The sequence below is a fragment of the Sphingopyxis sp. H073 genome, assembly GCF_001468395.1.
GTDB lineage: Bacteria > Pseudomonadota > Alphaproteobacteria > Sphingomonadales > Sphingomonadaceae > Sphingopyxis.
In genome coordinates this window covers 79,601-95,822 of record NZ_LNSG01000007.1, presented here as the reverse complement: position 1 = coordinate 95,822, position 16,222 = coordinate 79,601, and the positions used below count along the sequence as shown (strand labels likewise).

The following is a 16,222-nucleotide window of genomic DNA, read 5'->3' as shown; positions in this document are numbered from 1 at the left end:
AGCCGCGTTTGCCTCAGTTTGTGCCGTATCGGCACAGAAACGGCTCTATACGAGCATTTCGCGCGCCGGTCCCTGTCCGAGAAAGCCCGCCGGACTTGCCGACGCACCATAGGCGCCGGCAAGGAAAAGTACAATCAGATCACCGACTTGCGCGCGCGGAAGCGCGACCTGATCGCCCAGACGGTCGAGCGGGGTGCAGAGGCAACCGACCACCGAGACGGTCTCCTCGGGATCGGCGCCGAAGCGATTCGCTACCCCTATCGGATAGTTGCGGCGGATGACGGTGCCGAAATTGCCGCTCGCGGCGAGCTGGTGGTGGAGGCCGCCGTCGGTGACGAGAAAGGTCTCGCCATGGCTGGCCTTGCGGTCGATCACGCGCGTCAGATAGACGCCCGCCTCCGCCACCAGCCAGCGCCCGAGTTCCATCGCGAACCGGCTGTTCGCGAGCGCCGCGTCGCGCGTCGCAAGCGTGTCGCCGAGCGCGGCACCGACCGCCGCGACGTCGACCGCGACGTCGCCGGGGAAATAGGGAACGCCCATCCCGCCGCCGAGATTGACGAGCGGCGGCGTCGCGCCGATCGCGTCGGCCAATCGTCCGGCAAGCGCCACGGTCTGCGCCTGCGTTTCGGCGATGGCACCGGCATCAAGTGCCTGCGATCCTGCGAAAATATGGAACCCCTGCCAGTCGGCTCCGGCGTCGATGAGGCGGCGGACGAGCGCGGGAACGGTGTGGGCGTCGACCCCGAAGGGCTTGGCGCCGCCCCCCATCTTCATCCCCGATCCCTTGAGGTCGAAGTCGGGATTGACGCGCACCGCGAGCCGCGGCGCAACGCCGAGCCGCGCGGCGATCGACAGCGCCCGTTCGGCTTCGCCGGCGGATTCGAGGTTGAGCGTCGCGCCCGCCTCGATCGCGGCTTCGAGTTCGCGGTCGCGCTTTCCCGGCCCCGCGAAGCTGATGTGCTCGGCCGCCATTCCGCTCGCCAGCGCGGCCTTGAGTTCGCCCCCCGACGCAACGTCGAAACCGTCGACCAGCCGCGCCATGAAGGCGAGCAGCGGCGCATAGGGATTCGCCTTCATCGCATAGTGAAGCTGGACCGATGGCGGCATCGCGGCGCGCCATTCGGCGACGCGTGCGGCGAGCAGCGCGCTGTCATAGACGAAGAGCGGCGTGTCGCCCGCCACGTCGGCGAGCGCCTCGGCGCGGTCGCCGCCGATCAGCAGCATGCCGTCGGCATCGGCCGCAAAACCGGGCGGGATCGGACCGTGGGGCTTCATGCCGCCACCGCCTTCGCCCAGTCGGCGGCGATCGCGACGCGGTCGAGCTTGCCGTTGGGGTTCCGCGGCAACGCATCGCGCCACTCGATCGTCTGCGGCTGCATGAAATTGGGGAGGTTCTGGCGGAGATAGGCCGAGAGCGCGGCTATGTCCTCGCGTCCCTCCCTGCCGCGCACGATCAGGACGATCGCGGCGCCGAGCCGCGGATCGGGAACGCCGAACGCGACGGCTTCGAAAATCAGGCCCGATGCCACCGCGACATCCTCGACCTCGGTCGGGCTGACGCGATTGCCCGCGGTCTTGATCATCGCATCGTCGCGCCCGATGAAAGTGAGCAACCCATCGCTGTCGCGCCGTACCGTATCGCCGGACCATACCGCCGTTCCGCCGTATCGCGACGCGGCAGGCGCCGGCCGGAAGCGTTCGGCAGTCCGCGCCTCGTCCTGCCAATAGCCCTTCGCCACCAGCGGTCCGGCGTGGACAAGCTCGCCCGGCTCGTCATCCGCCGCGACGCTGCCGTCGGGACGGCAGACCAGAATTTCAGCGTGCGGAATCGCCCGGCCCATCGAGGTCGGATGCGCCGCGACGAGCGCGGGGTCGAGGAAGGTCGAACGAAAGGCTTCGGTCAGCCCGTACATCGGATAGATGTCGGCCTTCGGAAAGGTCGCGCGCATCGCGTCGATCAGCGAGGGCGTCAGCGCGCCGCCGCTGTTGGTCAGGCGTCGGAGCAGCGCTGCGATCTCGGCAGGCCAGTCGCTCTCGACGAGTTGCACCCAGAGCGGCGGCACCCCCGCCAGCGTCGTCACGCCATGGCGCGCCACCGCCTTCACGACATCGCGCGGGGTCAGATAGTCGAGCGGCGCCACCGAAGCCCCCGCATACCAGCTCGAAAACAGCTGGTTCTGACCATAGTCGAAACTCAGCGGCAGCACCGCCAGCACGCGGTCGCCGGGCACGATCTTCAGATAGGTCGCGACGCTCTCGGCCCCCAGCCACAGATTCGCATGGCTCAGCATCACGCCCTTCGGCAGTCCGGTCGATCCGCTGGTGTAGAGGATCGCGGCCAGATCGTCGGGTTCGGCGATCGACGGCGGCAGGCCCTCCCCGCCCGAATCGATGACGTCCTCGGCAAGCTTCAGATCCTGAACCGCGCAATCATCGGGCAGTCCGTCGCCGAGCATGTCGGCGCGCGATCGGTTGGTGACGAGCAGTTTCGCGCCGCTGTCAGCCAGGATATGCGCGACCTGCGCGCCCTTGAGCAGCGGGTTGACCGGCACATGGATCAGCTCGGCGCGTGCGGCCGCCAGCGGCAACAGGCAGGTCGCGCGCGACTTCGCGCCCCAGCTCGCGACGCGCTCGCCCGGACCGCCGGCCTCGGCCAGCAGCCACGAGGCGAGCCGTCCGACCGCCGCGTCGAGGTCGCCGAAGCTCAGCACGCGGTCGCCGGTCAGCAGCGCAGGCGCATCCGCCGCGCCGCGAAGCGCGAGATGGTCGACCGGATACGACTGTGGGTTTTCGGCTTTGGTCATCGGCTGTTAGGAGAGAGTTGATAGAGGGCCGCAGCATGCAAGGGAACGGTGAAGATCGCGCTAATGATAAGACGCTGCCCGCCACAGCGCGCGCGGCGGATGGCGCATCGCCGTTCGACCGTGCCGAATGGTTCGCGCTGATCGAGGCGCATGGCTTTGCCGCTGGCGGCCGGCACGATGCAAAGGCGACCGTCGGCGACGTCACCGCATGGCTTCCTCTGCGCGCCGAGAAATCCGGTCATTTCGCGGGCCTGACCAACTGGTACAGCTTCGCCATCCGGCCGCTTTACGAGGGTGACGGGGATCGGGGCGTAGCCCTGACCGCGCTTCTGCGCGATATCCGCAACCGGGCCGCGCGCCTTTCGCTCTACCCCGTTCGCGACGGTGATCGCTCCGCCATCCAGTCGGCGCTGCGCGCCGCCGGATGGTGGGTGGACGCCCGCCCCGCGGGTGACCGCCACTGGCTCGACCTCTCCGATATGGACCATGATGGCTGGTGGGCGAGCCGCCCGGGCGCGCTGCGCAGCACCGTCCAGCGCAAGGCGAAGAAGGGCATCGTCGATATCGCGTTGCTGACCTGCTTCGATCCGGAAAGCTGGGCCGCCTATGAAGAGATTTACGCCGCGAGCTGGAAACCGGAAGAAGGCCATCCCGCGCTGCTGCGCGCCTTTGCCGAGGCCGAAAGCGCGCGCGGCACGTTCCGGATGGGATTGGCGCGTATCGAGGGCGCGCCGGTCGCCGCCCAGTTCTGGACGGTCGAGGACGGCACCGCCTTCATCCACAAGCTCGCGCATGTCGAGGACAGCCAGAAGGCGTCGCCCGGCACCCTGCTCTCGGCCGCGCTCTTCCGCCATGTGATCGACATCGACGGCGTGAAGCGCGTCGATTTCGGCACCGGAAACGACGCCTACAAGCGCGACTGGATGAACCGGCACGAGCCCCTTTGGCGGATCGAGGCTTTCAATCCGGCGCGCATCGCGGCATGGGGGCCGGCATCGAAAGCCTTTGCGCGTTCCATGCTGGGGAAAGATACGTGACCGAACCGACCTTCGAACCGTCCGGCGTCGACGCCACGCTTCGCGCGCTGCTCGCCGATGTGCTCGGCCTCGGCGAAGAGCGGGCGGCGGCGCTGACCGACGACAGCGGCCTGTTCGGCGAGCTGCCCGAATTCGATTCGATGGCGGTCGCGACCGTGCTGACCGAGATGGAGGACCGCCTCGGCATCATCATCGACGACGACGAGATCGATGGCGAGATTTTCGAAACCTATGGCAATCTCCTCGCCTTTTCGCTGCGCAAAGTGAACGGTTGAGGTAGGCGCGGGGCGGCATGGCAGAGCATCTGTTCCGCATCGCCCCGTCCGGCGCGAGCCGCGCCACCATCCTGTTCGTGCCGCCGCTGTTCGACGAAGCGAACCGCCTGCGCCGGACGCTGGTCCTGGCGATGCGCGCGCTGGCAGCGGAGGGATATGCGGCGGTGCTGCCCGATCTCCCCGGCCAGAATGAAAGCCTGATCGCGCTGGAAGACGTCGATCTCGAATGCTGGCGGGATGCGCTGGCAGAGGTCGCGGCCGGAATCGACGGCCCGGTCGTGATCGCGTCGATTCGTGGCGGCGCGCTGATCGATCATCGCGCGGAGGCCGCCGCCTGGTGGCGGCTTGCCCCCGTCGGCGGCGCGCCGTTGCTGCGCACGATGCTGCGCGCGCGCGTGACCGCGGATCGCGAGGCGGGGATCGAATCGTCGCTGGAAAGCTTGCAGGCGGCGGCAAGGGACGCGCCGCTGCTGCTCGCGGGCAATGCGCTGTCGCCCGCGATGGTCTCCCAGCTCGGCGCCGCCGAAGCGCAGCCGGTCGCGCCGCTGCGCGCGATCGGCCTTGGCGCCGACGGCATCGCGGGAACGCCATTGTGGCTGCGCGCCGAGCCCGGCGAAGATGCGGCGATGGCGGCTGCGATCGCCGCCGACATCGCCGCATGGAGCAAGACATGCGGCATCAGCTGAGTTTCGTCTGCGAAGGGGCAGCGCTCGCCTCGACCATCGACGAGGCGCCGGGCTCGACGGGCCTGCTGATCGTCTCGGGCGGCAATGAGGTACGGAGCGGCGCGCATCGCGGGATGGCGATGTTGGCGCAGCGGATCGCCGCGGTAGGGCAACCGGTGTTCCGCTTCGACCGCCGCGGAATCGGCGACAGCGAGGGGGTCAACGGCGGCTATGCAAGCAGCGGACCCGACATCGCCGCCGCGATCGCGGCGTTTCGCGAGGCCGCACCCCATGTGACGCGCATCGTCGCGTTCGGCAATTGCGATGCGGCGAGCGCGCTCTTGCTGCACCAGCCGCTGGCGCTGGACGCCCTGATCCTTGCCAATCCGTGGACCTATGAAGACAGCGTGGAGGAAGCCGACGAACCCGCGCTGCCGCCCGCTTCGGCGATACGCGCGCGCTATCTGGCGCGGCTGAAAGATCCGAAAAGCCTGCTGCGCCTGCTGAAGGGCGAGATCGACATAGGGAAATTGTTTCGCGGCCTCTCCGCCCTGAAACAGGCGCCGCAGCCGCCCGCACCCGACAGCCTCGCCGACCGGCTCGACAGGATCATCGCCGAGCTGCCCTGCCCCGCAATGATCCTGCTCGCTACCGGCGACCGCACCGCGCAGGCCTTTATGGACGCGCTGGCGCCGTCACTCGCCTCTATCGAGGCGAACCCTTCGACCGTCGGGATCGAAAAGCTCGCCAGCCCGTCACACAGCTTTGCCGGCAAGGATGCCGACTGGCTGTTGGCTCGGATATTGAGAGGGCTGGCCTGACGGCCGCGTCGGGTTGGGGAGCGGACCAAACGCCCTCTCCCCTTCAGGGGAGAGCGCTATTCCGTCAATGTCCACCACCGGTCGTTACCCGCCGCGCGGCCTATGCCTCCACCATCGCGTGATATTCGGCCTCGGCCAAAAACCGTTCGGCGTCGAGCGCCGCCATGCAGCCCATGCCCGCGGCGGTCACCGCCTGACGATAGACCTTGTCGGTGACGTCGCCCGCGGCGAAGACCCCGGGGATCGAGGTCAACGACGTGCCGGGCGTCACCTGCAGATAGCCGTCGTCGTCGAGCGGCAGCTTGCCCTTGAACAGCTCGGTCGACGGGCTGTGGCCGATCGCGACGAAGCCGCCGTCGGTCGGCTCGTGGCTCGCCGCGCCGGTGACGGTGTCGATCAGGTCGACGCCGACCAGACCCGACACCCCCTCGCCCGAAACAAAGCGGTCGACGCGCTTGTTCCACAGCACCTTGATCTTCGGGTTGGCGAACAGGCGATCCTGCAGGATCTTCTCGGCGCGAAGGTGGTCGCGGCGGTGGATCAGGGTCACATCGTTGCTGTGGTTGGTGAGATAAAGGGCTTCCTCGACCGCGGTGTTGCCGCCGCCGATGACGACGACCTTCTTGCCGCGATAGAAGAAGCCGTCGCACGTCGCGCAGGCCGAGACGCCCTTGCCGCCCAGTTCCTGCTCACCCTCGACGCCCAGCCATTTAGCCTGCGCGCCGGTCGCGATCACGAGCGTTTCGGCGAGATAGATATCGCCGCCGTCGCCGGTCAGCCTGAACGGACGCTGCGACAGGTCGACGTCGACGATCGTGTCCCAGATCATGGCTGTCCCGACATGCGTCGCCTGCGCGGTCATCTGCTCCATCAGCCATGGGCCCTGGATCACTTCGGCAAAGCCCGGATAGTTCTCGACGTCGGTGGTGATGGTGAGCTGGCCGCCGGGCTGCAGCCCCTGCACGACGATCGGCTTCATCCCCGCGCGCGCCGCGTAAATGGCGGCCGACAGGCCGGCGGGGCCGGAACCGAGAATGAGCATTTTGGTGTGGTGCGTGGCGGGCATGATCGTCTTTCGGGTCCGGAGGCGAATCCTGTGCGGGATCGCACAGATGGGTGTTGCCAACCGCGCTAGCAAGGGTCAGTTTCCGCGCCAAGGGGGAGCATGGAAAAGGACATTTCATCCGAGCAGCGAGAGGGAGCGGGCAGGCGGCCCGACCGCTGGGTGCTGATAACCGCCTTGGCGATTGCCTTCGCGGTCGCCGTTGGCTCCTACACCGCCGCCGCCGCGGGCACCGCCGGGGCCATCGGCTACACGGTTCTCGTCATCCTGCCCGCCGCACTGTCGGCCTTCGTCGCATGGGTGGGCAGCATGGGACGCAACTGGCCGCGCTCCACCTTCGCCCTCGTGCCCGTCTGGTTGAGCGTGGGCGTCGCCGTCATCGGCGCCGTTGCATTTCGCGAAGGAATCGTCTGCATCCTGATGCTGTTGCCGCTTTGGCTTCTATTCGGAATGCTGGGCGTCTGGCCGGTCTATCAGTATCGCAAACAGAGCAATGGCGTGGATTCCAGCATCTTTCGTGCGAATGCGCTCTTGCTGTTGCCGCTGCTTTCCTTGGTCGTCGATCAGCATGTCGCGCCGCCGACCGCTCGCTATCAGGTCGTTCGTGAAATCAGCGTCGCTGCGCCGCCGGAAGCGGTCTGGCCGCAATTGCTTGCAATTCCCGACATCGGCGCGGCTGAAGGTGTCTGGACGTTCAGTCAGAGCCTTCTTGGCCTGCCCCGCCCAACCGGCGCCAAGCTGACCGGCCGGGGCGAAGGTGCCGTCCGCGACGCAGAATGGGAGGGCGGGGTGCGGTTCCAGGAAATCGTGACGCGCTGGCAACCCGATCGCGCGCTGCAATGGCGTTTTTCATTTCCCGACGCGTCGATCCGCCTGCGCACCGACGAACATATCGACCCGCACGGCCGCCATCTCTGGATCGAAAGTGGGGGTTATGACCTGATTCCCATGCAAGACGGCGGGACGAAAATCCGGTTGTGGACGCACTATCGCGCCGCGACGCCGCTCAACGCCTATGCGGCGATGTGGGGGGAGATGATTTTGGGCGACATCCAGAATAATGTGCTCGCCATCGTCGCCGGCCGGATCGCCCAGGAGAAGGACCATGAATAGCTGGTGGGAACGTCATGGGGTGCCGCGGGTGATCAAATGCGCCTGCTCGCAGGGGCAGATCATGAAGGCGCGGAGCAAGGTCGTGCCGCACGCGCAGGGCGATGTGCTCGAGCTTGGCTGCGGCGGCGGGATCAACATGGAATTTTACGAGCCCGCGCGCGTGACGAGCTTCACCGGGCTCGATCCCTCGCCCGAGCTGCTCGCGATGAGCCGCGCGGCGGCGTCGGCGCGCGGGATGGACGCCGACATCCAGGGCGGGATCGGCGAGGCGATGCCGTTCGAGAGCGGGCGCTTCGACACCGTCGTGACGACCTTCACCCTCTGCTCGGTCGCCGATCAGGCGGCGGTGCTCGGCGAAATCCGCCGCGTGCTGAAGCCTGGCGGAACAGCGCTGTTTCTGGAGCATGGCGGCGCCCCCGACGCCGGCGTCGCGAAATGGCAGCGGCGGATCGAGCCGGTGTGGAAACGCATCGGCGGCAATTGCCACCTGACCCGCCCGATATCGCAGGCGTATGAAAAGGCCGGTTTTTCGGTGGACCGGCAGGGCGCGGCCTATATGCCCAAGACGCCCCGCCCCTTTGGCTGGGTCGAATATGGCGCCGCGCGCGTCGCATCGTGACGGGAGGATAGCGCGATGATCCGTTTGTGGCTCTTCATTCTTTCCGCCGCCTTTCTTATCGCGCCGACCGGCGCCGAGGCGCGCAAGGTCGCGCTGGTCATCGGCAACGGCGATTATGCGAACACCAGCCGCCTCGCGAACCCGCCGAACGACATCAAGCTGGTCGCGGCGTCGGCGAAGCAGGCGGGGTTCGACGATGTGACCGTCGCGGCCAATCTTTCGGTCAACGATTTCCAGAAAGTCATGCGCGACTTTCGCACCAAGGCCGAAGGGGCCGAGATCGCGATGGTCTATTATGCCGGGCACGGGATCGAGGCGCAGGGAAAGAACTGGCTGATCCCGACCGATGCGCAGCTCAAATCCGACCTCGACCTGCCCTATGAGGCGATCAACCTCGACCGGATGATGGAAGCGGTGTCGGGCGCGCGGATCCGCATCGTCATCCTCGATTCGTGCCGCAACAACCCCTTCGGGCGCACATGGAAATCGGGGACGCGCGCGGTGCAGACGGGGCTCGCCGGCGTCGAGGCCGACGATGTGCTCGTGATCTTTGCCGCCGCGCCGGGCCAACTCGCCGCCGACGGCACCGCCGGCAACTCGCCCTTCGCGACTTCGCTCGCGAAGCGCCTCCCGCAGCCCGACCTGCCGGTGCAATTGCTTGGCGGCGCGATCCGCGACGATGTGCTGGCCGCAACCGGCGGCCGGCAGCGGCCGTTCGTCAGCGCCAGCATTACCGGCACGCCCTTCTATCTGGTCCCGCGCGCGGGTCAGGCTTCCACGGGAAATCGCGCCGCGCTCGAAGAGCTGATGTGGAAGGGCGCGGTCGCCGAGAACAGCGCCAGCGCGTTTAAGGCCTATCTTGCCGAATTTCCGTCGGGCAAACATGCGGCGCAGGCCGGCGAGAGCGTCGCGCGCCTCGCGAAAAATCCCAGGGCCACGCCGGTCGCCGCAAAATCCCTGGTGACGGCGTCGCTTCCGGCGACGAAGAAATACACGCTCTCGAACATCCGCGTCGAGGCGGTGAAGCTGACCGGGCGGCTCGGGCTCGGCCTGCCCGACCAGTTGTTCCTGCGCTTCAACACCGGCGAGCGTTTCCCCGAGGGGTCGCGCGAGATTTTCTCGATCAAGAAGGGCGAGAGCTGGGTCGTCGACCGGAATTTCACCTTCGAACAGCCGGTGAGCTTTCAGCTGCGCGAATTCGACGATATCGGCGGCAGCGACAATATCGGCACCGTCGACCTGGGTTCGACGCCCGGCACCTTCACCCGGACGCTGAACGGCGACGCCAGCGACTATAAGGTGACCTATACGCTGACGGTGGGGTGACGGCCGGTTGCGGACATTCAATATTTCGTCGCCCCGGACTTGATCCGGGGTCCATGACTTGAGCGCTGCTGTGGATCCCGGATCAAGTCCGGGATGACGAAGGTCTGGAGTCCAGCCAAAGCGGCCAGAATATAGAGTCCGCGCTATTCCTTCTCGCCGACCTCGACCAGCCCGTGCCCGACGCTGACGCGCTCGTCGAAGACGAAGCAACTGCCGTGCCAGCGGCTGTCGGCTTCGGGCACCTGCTCGAGATAGGCGAGGATGCCGCCTTTCAGATGCGCGACGTCCTCGACGCCTTCGCTGCGCAGGAAAGCGGTCGATTTCTCGCAGCGGATGCCGCCGGTGCAGAACATCGCGATGCGCTTGCCGGCGAAACGCTCGGCGTTAGCGCGCCACCAGCCGGGGAAATCGCCGAAGCTTTTGGTCCCCGGATCGATCGCGCCGTCGAAGCTGCCATAGCCGACCTCGAACGCATTGCGCGTGTCGATCACCACCGTGCCCGGATCGTCGACAACCGCATTCCAGTCAGCCGGGTCGATATAGGTTCCGGCGTCGCGCGCCGGGTCGACCCCCGACACCTTCATGGTCACGATTTCCTTCTTCAGCCGCACCTTCAGCCGCTGGAAGGGCATCGCCGCGGCGGCCGAATATTTGACGTCGAGTTCGGCGCAACCGGGCAGCGCGCGGATATGGGCGATCACCGCCGCGATGCCGGCTTCACTGCCCGCGATCGTGCCATTGACGCCCTCGCGCGCGAGCAGCAGCGTGCCCTTTACCCCCTGCACGGCGCAAAGGTCGAGCAGCGGCTGGCGCAGCGCGGCGGGATCGTCGAACGGCGCAAAACGATAGAGGGCGGCAACGGTGAAGGTCATAGGGCGCTCCCCTTACCCGCTCGCATCGAGCGAAGTCGAGATGCCTATCGTTGGCGCATGGCCTCACGGTGTCTCGACGTCGCTCGACACGAACGGATATCGTGAGGTCGCCTACCGAAAGGGATCGCTCCGCGCGGTCGCATAATGCGCCATCGCCATTGTGGTCCATTGCGCGTTGACGCGGATGCAGGTCGGGAAGACGCTGGCGTCGGTCACCAGCACATTGGTCGTGCCGTGGACGCGGCATTCGGGGTCGACGACGCCATATTGCGGGTCTTCGTTGATCGCGTTGCCGCCGTGCGGGTGGCTGCTCGACAGCGTCGCGTCGTCAGCTTCCTTTATGGCCTCTTCGAAGAAATCGTCGATATCCATGTCGGGTGTCACCACCTGGCCTTTGGTAAGCGCCGGATAGCATTCGAGCGCCCCCGCGGCGAAATGTACCTTGGTCAGCGTCGCCATCGCGCGGCGCAGCAGCGGCAGGTCTTCGTCGACGTCGAGCTTGAACTTGAGCTTGCCGTCCGTCACCTGCCCCCGCCGGTCGGCGGGGAAGAGGATGCCCGCCGAATGGACGCGGCCGAAATTCTTCATCCGGGCCGCATGATCGCCGAACCAGCCGGGCATCAGCGACGCCATCGCCATCGGCGGCTGGAAATGACTTTCGAGCAGGAAGTCGCCGCAGTCGACATAGCTCGTCATCTGGTCCTCGTCCCACGCATTGCCGCCGACGCCCGGCGGCATCAGCGCGACGACGGGCGACGCGATGTTGAGCGACACCTGATATCCGGTGCCGCTGATGTCGCTGCGATCGAGGAATTTCGACGACGCGATCGTCCCCGCCGCGACGACCACCCCGACGCGCGCGCGGACGAACCGTTCGGACCCGCCCGGCAGCACCAGCTTCACCGCCTCGGCCTCGCGGCGTCCGTCGATGCTCGTCTGCCAGACGATGCGCTCGGCCTTCGTCCCCGGCAGGATGCGCGCGCCATGGTCGCGGCACGCATCGGGCAGATAGGTCTGCGCCATCCCCATCCGCCGTCCATAGGGACATCCCGCGTTGCAATAACCGCAATAGGCGCAGGCATTGGGCGTATTCGGCGGCCCGAAATTCTTCGCGAACCAGTCGGCGACCGCGCGCTTTTCCCTGGGGTCCGACGAGGTCGCGGCATAGGCGTGCCAGCCGTTCGTCAGGTGCGGCCCGTTGTGCCGTCCGCTGCGCGGCTCGGCCGTGTCGATGCCGAGGCGCCCCCTGATCGCGTCGTAGCTCGCATGAAACGCCGCCTTGTCGACCGGCGCGCCGATGCTGGCCCATTTGTCGAGGACATCGACCGCGTCGGGATGCGTGCGCCCGGGTTCATTGACGCGCAGGCAGATACCGTTGTTGACCGTCGACGACCCACCGACGCAGCGCCCCTGAAACACCACGAAATCGCGATCGGTCGAGGTCTGGAGCGCGCCATGCTTGAACAGGTTCGCGACCATGTCGAGTTCGTGGTGATCGATCCGCGGCGAGGGGTAGAAGGGCCCCGCTTCGACAATCAGCACCTTATAGCCCCGCGCCGCGACATTGTAGGCGGCGACCGACCCGCCCGCGCCCGAACCGACGACGATCACGTCATATTCATCGCCGAGCGTCGCCGCATCCAATATAAAGGCATCGTCGATCTCGCGGCCTTCGACGCGCTTGATTTCCAGCTCGCCGGGTCCGCGAACGCGATGCTTCGGCAGGGTGAAGCCGATCTGCTTGTGGACGGGGTTATTCAGGTTGGCATCCTGATCGCCCGGCATCCAGTGACCATAATAGCAGGCGTAAACGATACCGCGCAGCCGCGCCATGTCCTGGAAAAGGTCGATCTGGCTGTTCTGCAGGCGGTTCCGGATCCGCTCGACGCGCGTTGCGACGCCGACCTCGGCGAACATCGGCCCCAGCACGATCTCGGTCCCGGTGAGCGAGAGGCGGATCTCGTCGAGCTTGGTCCCGCCGACCTTGCCGAACAGGCTGCTGATGTTGGCGACGACCTGATCGGGCGTGATTTTCATCTCGGCGCCATGGAACAGCGCCTCGGTCAGCGCCTTCAGGAATTTGAGTTGCCCGAAATTGAACGGTGCGGCCACAAGCCCTTCCCCCCCCCCCTGCTGAGCAGGCGTCTGTGTCCGGGCTCCGCGCCCGAAAGGCAAGCCTATATCGCGCTCAGGCGGCGGCCGTCGCAACCGTTTCGGACAGGAACGGCCGCACCGCCGCCATCGCCTGTTCGACATAGAGACGCTTTTGGCCGACCGGCGCGACATAGTGAAGCGCCTCCTCGACCGCCTCGACGCCAGCCAGCCGCGCGATCATCCACGCCGCGAGATATTGCGAGGCAAGGCAGCCGCCCGCGGTCGCGACATTGCCGTGCGCGACGAACGGTGCGTCGATCACCTCGACCCCGGCCTCGATCACCCAGGGCTTGGTGGTCAGGTCGGTGCAGGCGGGCAGATCGCCGATCAGGCCGAGCTTCGCCAGCAACAGCGTTCCCGAACATTGCGCCCCGACCAGCTGGCGCGCGGGGTCGAGGCGGATGGCGTCCAGAAATTCGGGGTCGGCGGCATAGTCGCGGGTACGAGTTCCGCTGCCGATGATCACCGCGTCGGCCTCGGCGGCGAACGCGATCGGCTTCTGCCGCGCCACGGTCACGCCGTTCATCGACGTCACCTCGGCACTCGGCGCGGTGATATGCGCCGCCCAGCCGCGCGGGCGCAGGCGATTGAGGATGGCGGCCGCGACGAAGGAGTCGAGTTCGTTGAAGCCGTCGAAGGTCAGGACCGCGATCTGCATATCATTCTCCGCCGCCAAGATAGGCGAGGACCCGGCCTTTTCCAGCGCCAGCCGCTACACGGTTCCGGAAAATATGTCGGCGCGCCATGCGGCGAGCGCGGCGGCGTCGCGCGGCGACGCGAGATAGCGGCCCCAGGCCAGCGCCTCGTGCGCAACGATTCCGAACTCCCAGACGCAAAAGGTCGGCCGCACCGTCCCCGCCGCGTCGGGATAGGCAGGATCGAACGGCGCAAAGGCGGACATGTCGCCATGGCGATACCACACCGCCTCCCACAACTCGTTCGACCCGCGCCAGACCGAGACGAGCAGGAAATAGAAATCGGCGCCGCAGCGATGGAGCAGCACGAAGCCGCAATCGCCGGGTTCGACCGCCGCATCTGCCTTACCGCCGAACCAGTCGTCGCACAGGCGCGCGACGCCGTCGGGAACGGGCGCATCGGGTGCGGTCAGATGGTAGAGTTTGAGAGCCGCGCCGCCGGCTTCGCGCAGACCCGCAAACCTGCCGACCTTGGCATAGTGGCGATAGGCATCATCGACGGCAGCGGACATGGCGGACTCCCTTTTGTTCCACCTATGTTCTACATGCCGCCGATCGGGCGGGCAACCGGCTTTCGATCAGGCCGCCTTCTTCTCTTGCCGATATTTGTGAAGCAACGGCTCGGTATAGCCCGACGGCTGCGCCACGCCCTCGAAGATCAGCGCGCGCGCGGCGCGGTACGCAATACCGTCGGGCGTCAGCTTTTCGTACAGCGGATCGCCCGCATTCTGTGCATCGACCTTGGCCGCCATGCGCGCCAGCGCGGCATCGATCTGCGCTTCGCTGCAGACACCGTGGAGCAGCCAGTTGGCGAGCGCCTGGCTGGAAATACGGAGCGTTGCGCGGTCCTCCATCAGGCCGATATCGTCGATATCGGGCACCTTCGAGCAGCCGACACCCTGATCGATCCAGCGCACGACATAGCCCAATATGCCCTGGCAATTATTGTCGAGCTCGCGCGCGATCTCGGCCTCGCTCCAGTTGCGCCCGGTGGCGACGGGAATGTTCAGCAGCCGATCGAGCGACGGCACCGCCTCGCCCGCGATCTCGCGCTGGCGGGCGAACACATCGACCATATGATAGTGGAGCGCGTGCAGCGTCGCGGCGGTGGGCGACGGCACCCACGCAGTGTTCGCCCCCGATTTGGGATGACCGATCTTCGCGTCGAGCATCGCTTTCATGAGGTCGGGCATCGCCCACATGCCCTTGCCGATCTGCGCCTTGCCCGAAAGCCCGCACGCAAGGCCGATGCGGACGTTGCGGTCCTCGTAGCTCGCGATCCAGTCGCTCGACTTCATCTCACCCTTCGGGATCATCGGTCCCGCACGCATCGAGGTGTGGATTTCGTCGCCGGTGCGGTCGAGAAAGCCGGTGTTGATGAAGACGATGCGGTCGCGCACCGCCTCGATGCACGCGGCGAGATTCGCGCTCGTGCGGCGTTCCTCGTCCATCACGCCGACCTTGATCGTGTGGCGATCGAGGCCGAGCATATCCTCGACCGCGTTGAAGAGGCGGTCGGTGAAGCCGCATTCCTCGGGGCCGTGCTGCTTGGGCTTCACGATATAGATGCTGCCCGCGCGGCTGTTCTTGCGGCTGCCGAGGTTGTGCAGATCGTGGAGCGCGCAGAGGCTCGTGATCACCGCGTCACACAGCCCCTCGGGCGCTTCGGCGCCGTTCGGCAGGCGGATCATCGGCGTCGTCATCAGATGGCCGACGTTGCGCACGAACATCACGCTGCGGCCCGGCAGTTTGAACGCCGTACCATCGGGCGCGGTCCAGCTGCGGTCGGGCTCCATCGCGCGCGTGACGGTGCGGCCACCCTTCGCGAAGCTTTCGGTAAGATCGCCGCGCATGAGGCCGAGCCAGTTGGTATAACCGAGCACCTTGTCCTCACCATCGACCGCGGCAACGCTGTCTTCGAGGTCGATGATCGTCGTCAGTGCGGCTTCGAGGATGACATCGGCAATGCCCGCCGGGTCGGTCCTGCCGATCGCGCTGTCGGGGTCGATCACCAGCTCGATGTGCAGGCCGTTATGGCGAAGCAATATCGCGCCGGGCTTGCTGCCCACCCATTGCGACGGATCGGCGAGCGTGAGTTGCCCGCCCTGCCAGTCAGCCCAGCTTCCCGAAGCGAGGGGGACAGTTTCGTCAAGGAACGCCTTGGCGCGCGCGATCACCGCCGCGCCGCGCTCGGGATCGTAGCCGCCAGGCTTCGCCGGCGGCGCGTCGAGCGCGTCGGTGCCATAAAAGGCATCGTACAGGCTGCCCCAGCGCGCATTTGCGGCGTTCAAGGCGAAGCGGGCGTTGAGCGCGGGCACGACGAGTTGCGGCCCCGCCATCGTCGCGATCTCGGGATCGACGTCGGCGGTCCCGACCTTGAACGGCGCGGGTTCGGGGACGAGATAACCGATCTCGCGCAGGAACGCCTGATAGGCGGCGGCGTCGTGCGCCTGCCCTTCCCGCGCGCGGTGCCAGGCGTCGATCTTCGCCTGCAGATCCTCGCGCTTTGCGAGCAGCGCGGCATTTTCGGGCGCGAACCGGCCGAGCAGATCCGCAAAATCGCGCCAGAACTTGGCGCTATCGAGCCCGGTGCCGGGCAGCGCCTTTGTCTCGATGAAATCGACCAGACGCGAATCGACAGAGAGGCCATTTCGGTCGAGAAAATCAGTCATTCAAGCACCCTTTGGTCAGCGCGATCGCGCAATGGAATCCGGGGAGGAAAGGGCCGCCGCCCTATGCCGCGAATGCAGCAGCTTGGCAATGGGGTGCCAATGCCCG

General features: G+C 66.8%; 15 protein-coding genes. 7 read left to right on the top strand and 8 right to left on the bottom strand.

Going from position 1 to position 16,222, the window contains the following annotated elements; genetic code table 11:
* Positions 1-45: 45 nt before the first annotated feature.
* Entirely contained in the window at positions 46-1,275 is a 1,230-nt protein-coding gene (locus ATE64_RS14500; protein WP_058456904.1) for a pyridoxal-dependent decarboxylase, exosortase A system-associated, read from the bottom strand.
* The gene (locus ATE64_RS14495) at positions 1,272-2,804 is read right to left on the bottom strand and encodes an acyl-CoA ligase (AMP-forming), exosortase A system-associated (protein WP_058456903.1); all 1,533 of its coding nucleotides are present in this window, start codon (positions 2,802-2,804) and stop codon (positions 1,272-1,274) included. The genes ATE64_RS14500 and ATE64_RS14495 overlap by 4 nt, the downstream gene beginning before the upstream one ends.
* A gap of 35 nt (positions 2,805-2,839) precedes the next feature.
* Between ATE64_RS14495 and ATE64_RS14490 the strand changes: the two genes are divergently transcribed.
* The 4 genes from ATE64_RS14490 to ATE64_RS14475 are packed head-to-tail and all read left to right on the top strand — an operon-like array spanning position 2,840 to position 5,602.
* The gene (locus ATE64_RS14490) at positions 2,840-3,841 is read left to right on the top strand and encodes a GNAT family N-acetyltransferase (protein ID WP_058456902.1); all 1,002 of its coding nucleotides are present in this window, start codon (positions 2,840-2,842) and stop codon (positions 3,839-3,841) included.
* Positions 3,838-4,116 carry a phosphopantetheine-binding protein gene (locus ATE64_RS14485; protein ID WP_058456901.1) on the top strand — a complete coding sequence of 93 codons (279 nt, stop codon included), beginning with the start codon at positions 3,838-3,840 and terminating at the stop codon, positions 4,114-4,116. The genes ATE64_RS14490 and ATE64_RS14485 overlap by 4 nt, the downstream gene beginning before the upstream one ends.
* Positions 4,117-4,133: 17 nt before the next feature.
* Entirely contained in the window at positions 4,134-4,802 is a 669-nt protein-coding gene (locus ATE64_RS14480; RefSeq protein WP_058456900.1) for a hypothetical protein, read from the top strand.
* Positions 4,787-5,602, top strand: coding sequence for a hydrolase 1, exosortase A system-associated (locus ATE64_RS14475; protein ID WP_058456899.1), 816 nt, complete (start codon positions 4,787-4,789; stop codon positions 5,600-5,602). The genes ATE64_RS14480 and ATE64_RS14475 overlap by 16 nt, the downstream gene beginning before the upstream one ends.
* A gap of 100 nt (positions 5,603-5,702) precedes the next feature.
* Here the strand turns inward: ATE64_RS14475 and trxB are convergent, their stop codons facing one another.
* Positions 5,703-6,668, bottom strand: a complete 966-nt coding sequence (gene trxB / locus ATE64_RS14470) for a thioredoxin-disulfide reductase (protein ID WP_058456898.1) — start codon at positions 6,666-6,668, stop codon at positions 5,703-5,705.
* Positions 6,669-6,767: 99 nt separating this feature from the next.
* Here trxB and ATE64_RS14465 point away from each other — a divergent pair, with 99 nt between their 5' ends.
* Genes ATE64_RS14465 through ATE64_RS14455 form a run of 3 tightly spaced genes read left to right on the top strand, consistent with a single transcriptional unit; the run spans position 6,768 to position 9,723 of the window.
* A complete protein-coding gene (locus tag ATE64_RS14465) occupies positions 6,768-7,778 on the top strand; it encodes an SRPBCC family protein (RefSeq protein WP_058456897.1) in 1,011 nt (336 codons plus the stop codon).
* Positions 7,771-8,397, top strand: a complete 627-nt coding sequence (locus tag ATE64_RS14460) for a class I SAM-dependent methyltransferase (RefSeq protein ID WP_082657795.1) — start codon at positions 7,771-7,773, stop codon at positions 8,395-8,397. The genes ATE64_RS14465 and ATE64_RS14460 overlap by 8 nt, the downstream gene beginning before the upstream one ends.
* 15 nt (positions 8,398-8,412) lie before the next feature.
* Complete coding sequence (locus ATE64_RS14455; protein ID WP_058456895.1) at positions 8,413-9,723, top strand: caspase family protein; 1,311 nt, start codon at positions 8,413-8,415, stop codon at positions 9,721-9,723.
* Positions 9,724-9,866: 143 nt separating this feature from the next.
* Here ATE64_RS14455 and ATE64_RS14450 read toward each other — a convergent pair whose 3' ends face one another.
* The 5 genes from ATE64_RS14450 to ATE64_RS14430 form a co-directional block, all read right to left on the bottom strand.
* Positions 9,867-10,595: a rhodanese-related sulfurtransferase gene (locus ATE64_RS14450; protein ID WP_082657794.1), complete on the bottom strand. Its 729-nt coding sequence runs from the start codon at positions 10,593-10,595 to the stop codon at positions 9,867-9,869.
* Between the two features lie 111 nt (positions 10,596-10,706).
* Positions 10,707-12,707 (bottom strand): GMC family oxidoreductase, encoded by a 2,001-nt coding sequence (locus ATE64_RS14445; RefSeq protein ID WP_058800174.1) that lies wholly within the window; start codon positions 12,705-12,707, stop codon positions 10,707-10,709.
* Positions 12,708-12,783: 76 nt separating this feature from the next.
* On the bottom strand, positions 12,784-13,407 hold the full coding sequence (locus ATE64_RS14440; protein WP_058457594.1) for a DJ-1/PfpI family protein: 624 nt from the start codon (positions 13,405-13,407) through the stop codon (positions 12,784-12,786).
* Positions 13,408-13,461: 54 nt separating this feature from the next.
* The gene (locus ATE64_RS14435; protein ID WP_058457595.1) at positions 13,462-13,956 is read right to left on the bottom strand and encodes a hypothetical protein; all 495 of its coding nucleotides are present in this window, start codon (positions 13,954-13,956) and stop codon (positions 13,462-13,464) included.
* Between the two features lie 66 nt (positions 13,957-14,022).
* A complete protein-coding gene (locus tag ATE64_RS14430; RefSeq protein WP_058457596.1) occupies positions 14,023-16,116 on the bottom strand; it encodes a malate synthase G in 2,094 nt (697 codons plus the stop codon).
* Positions 16,117-16,222 lie beyond the last annotated feature (106 nt).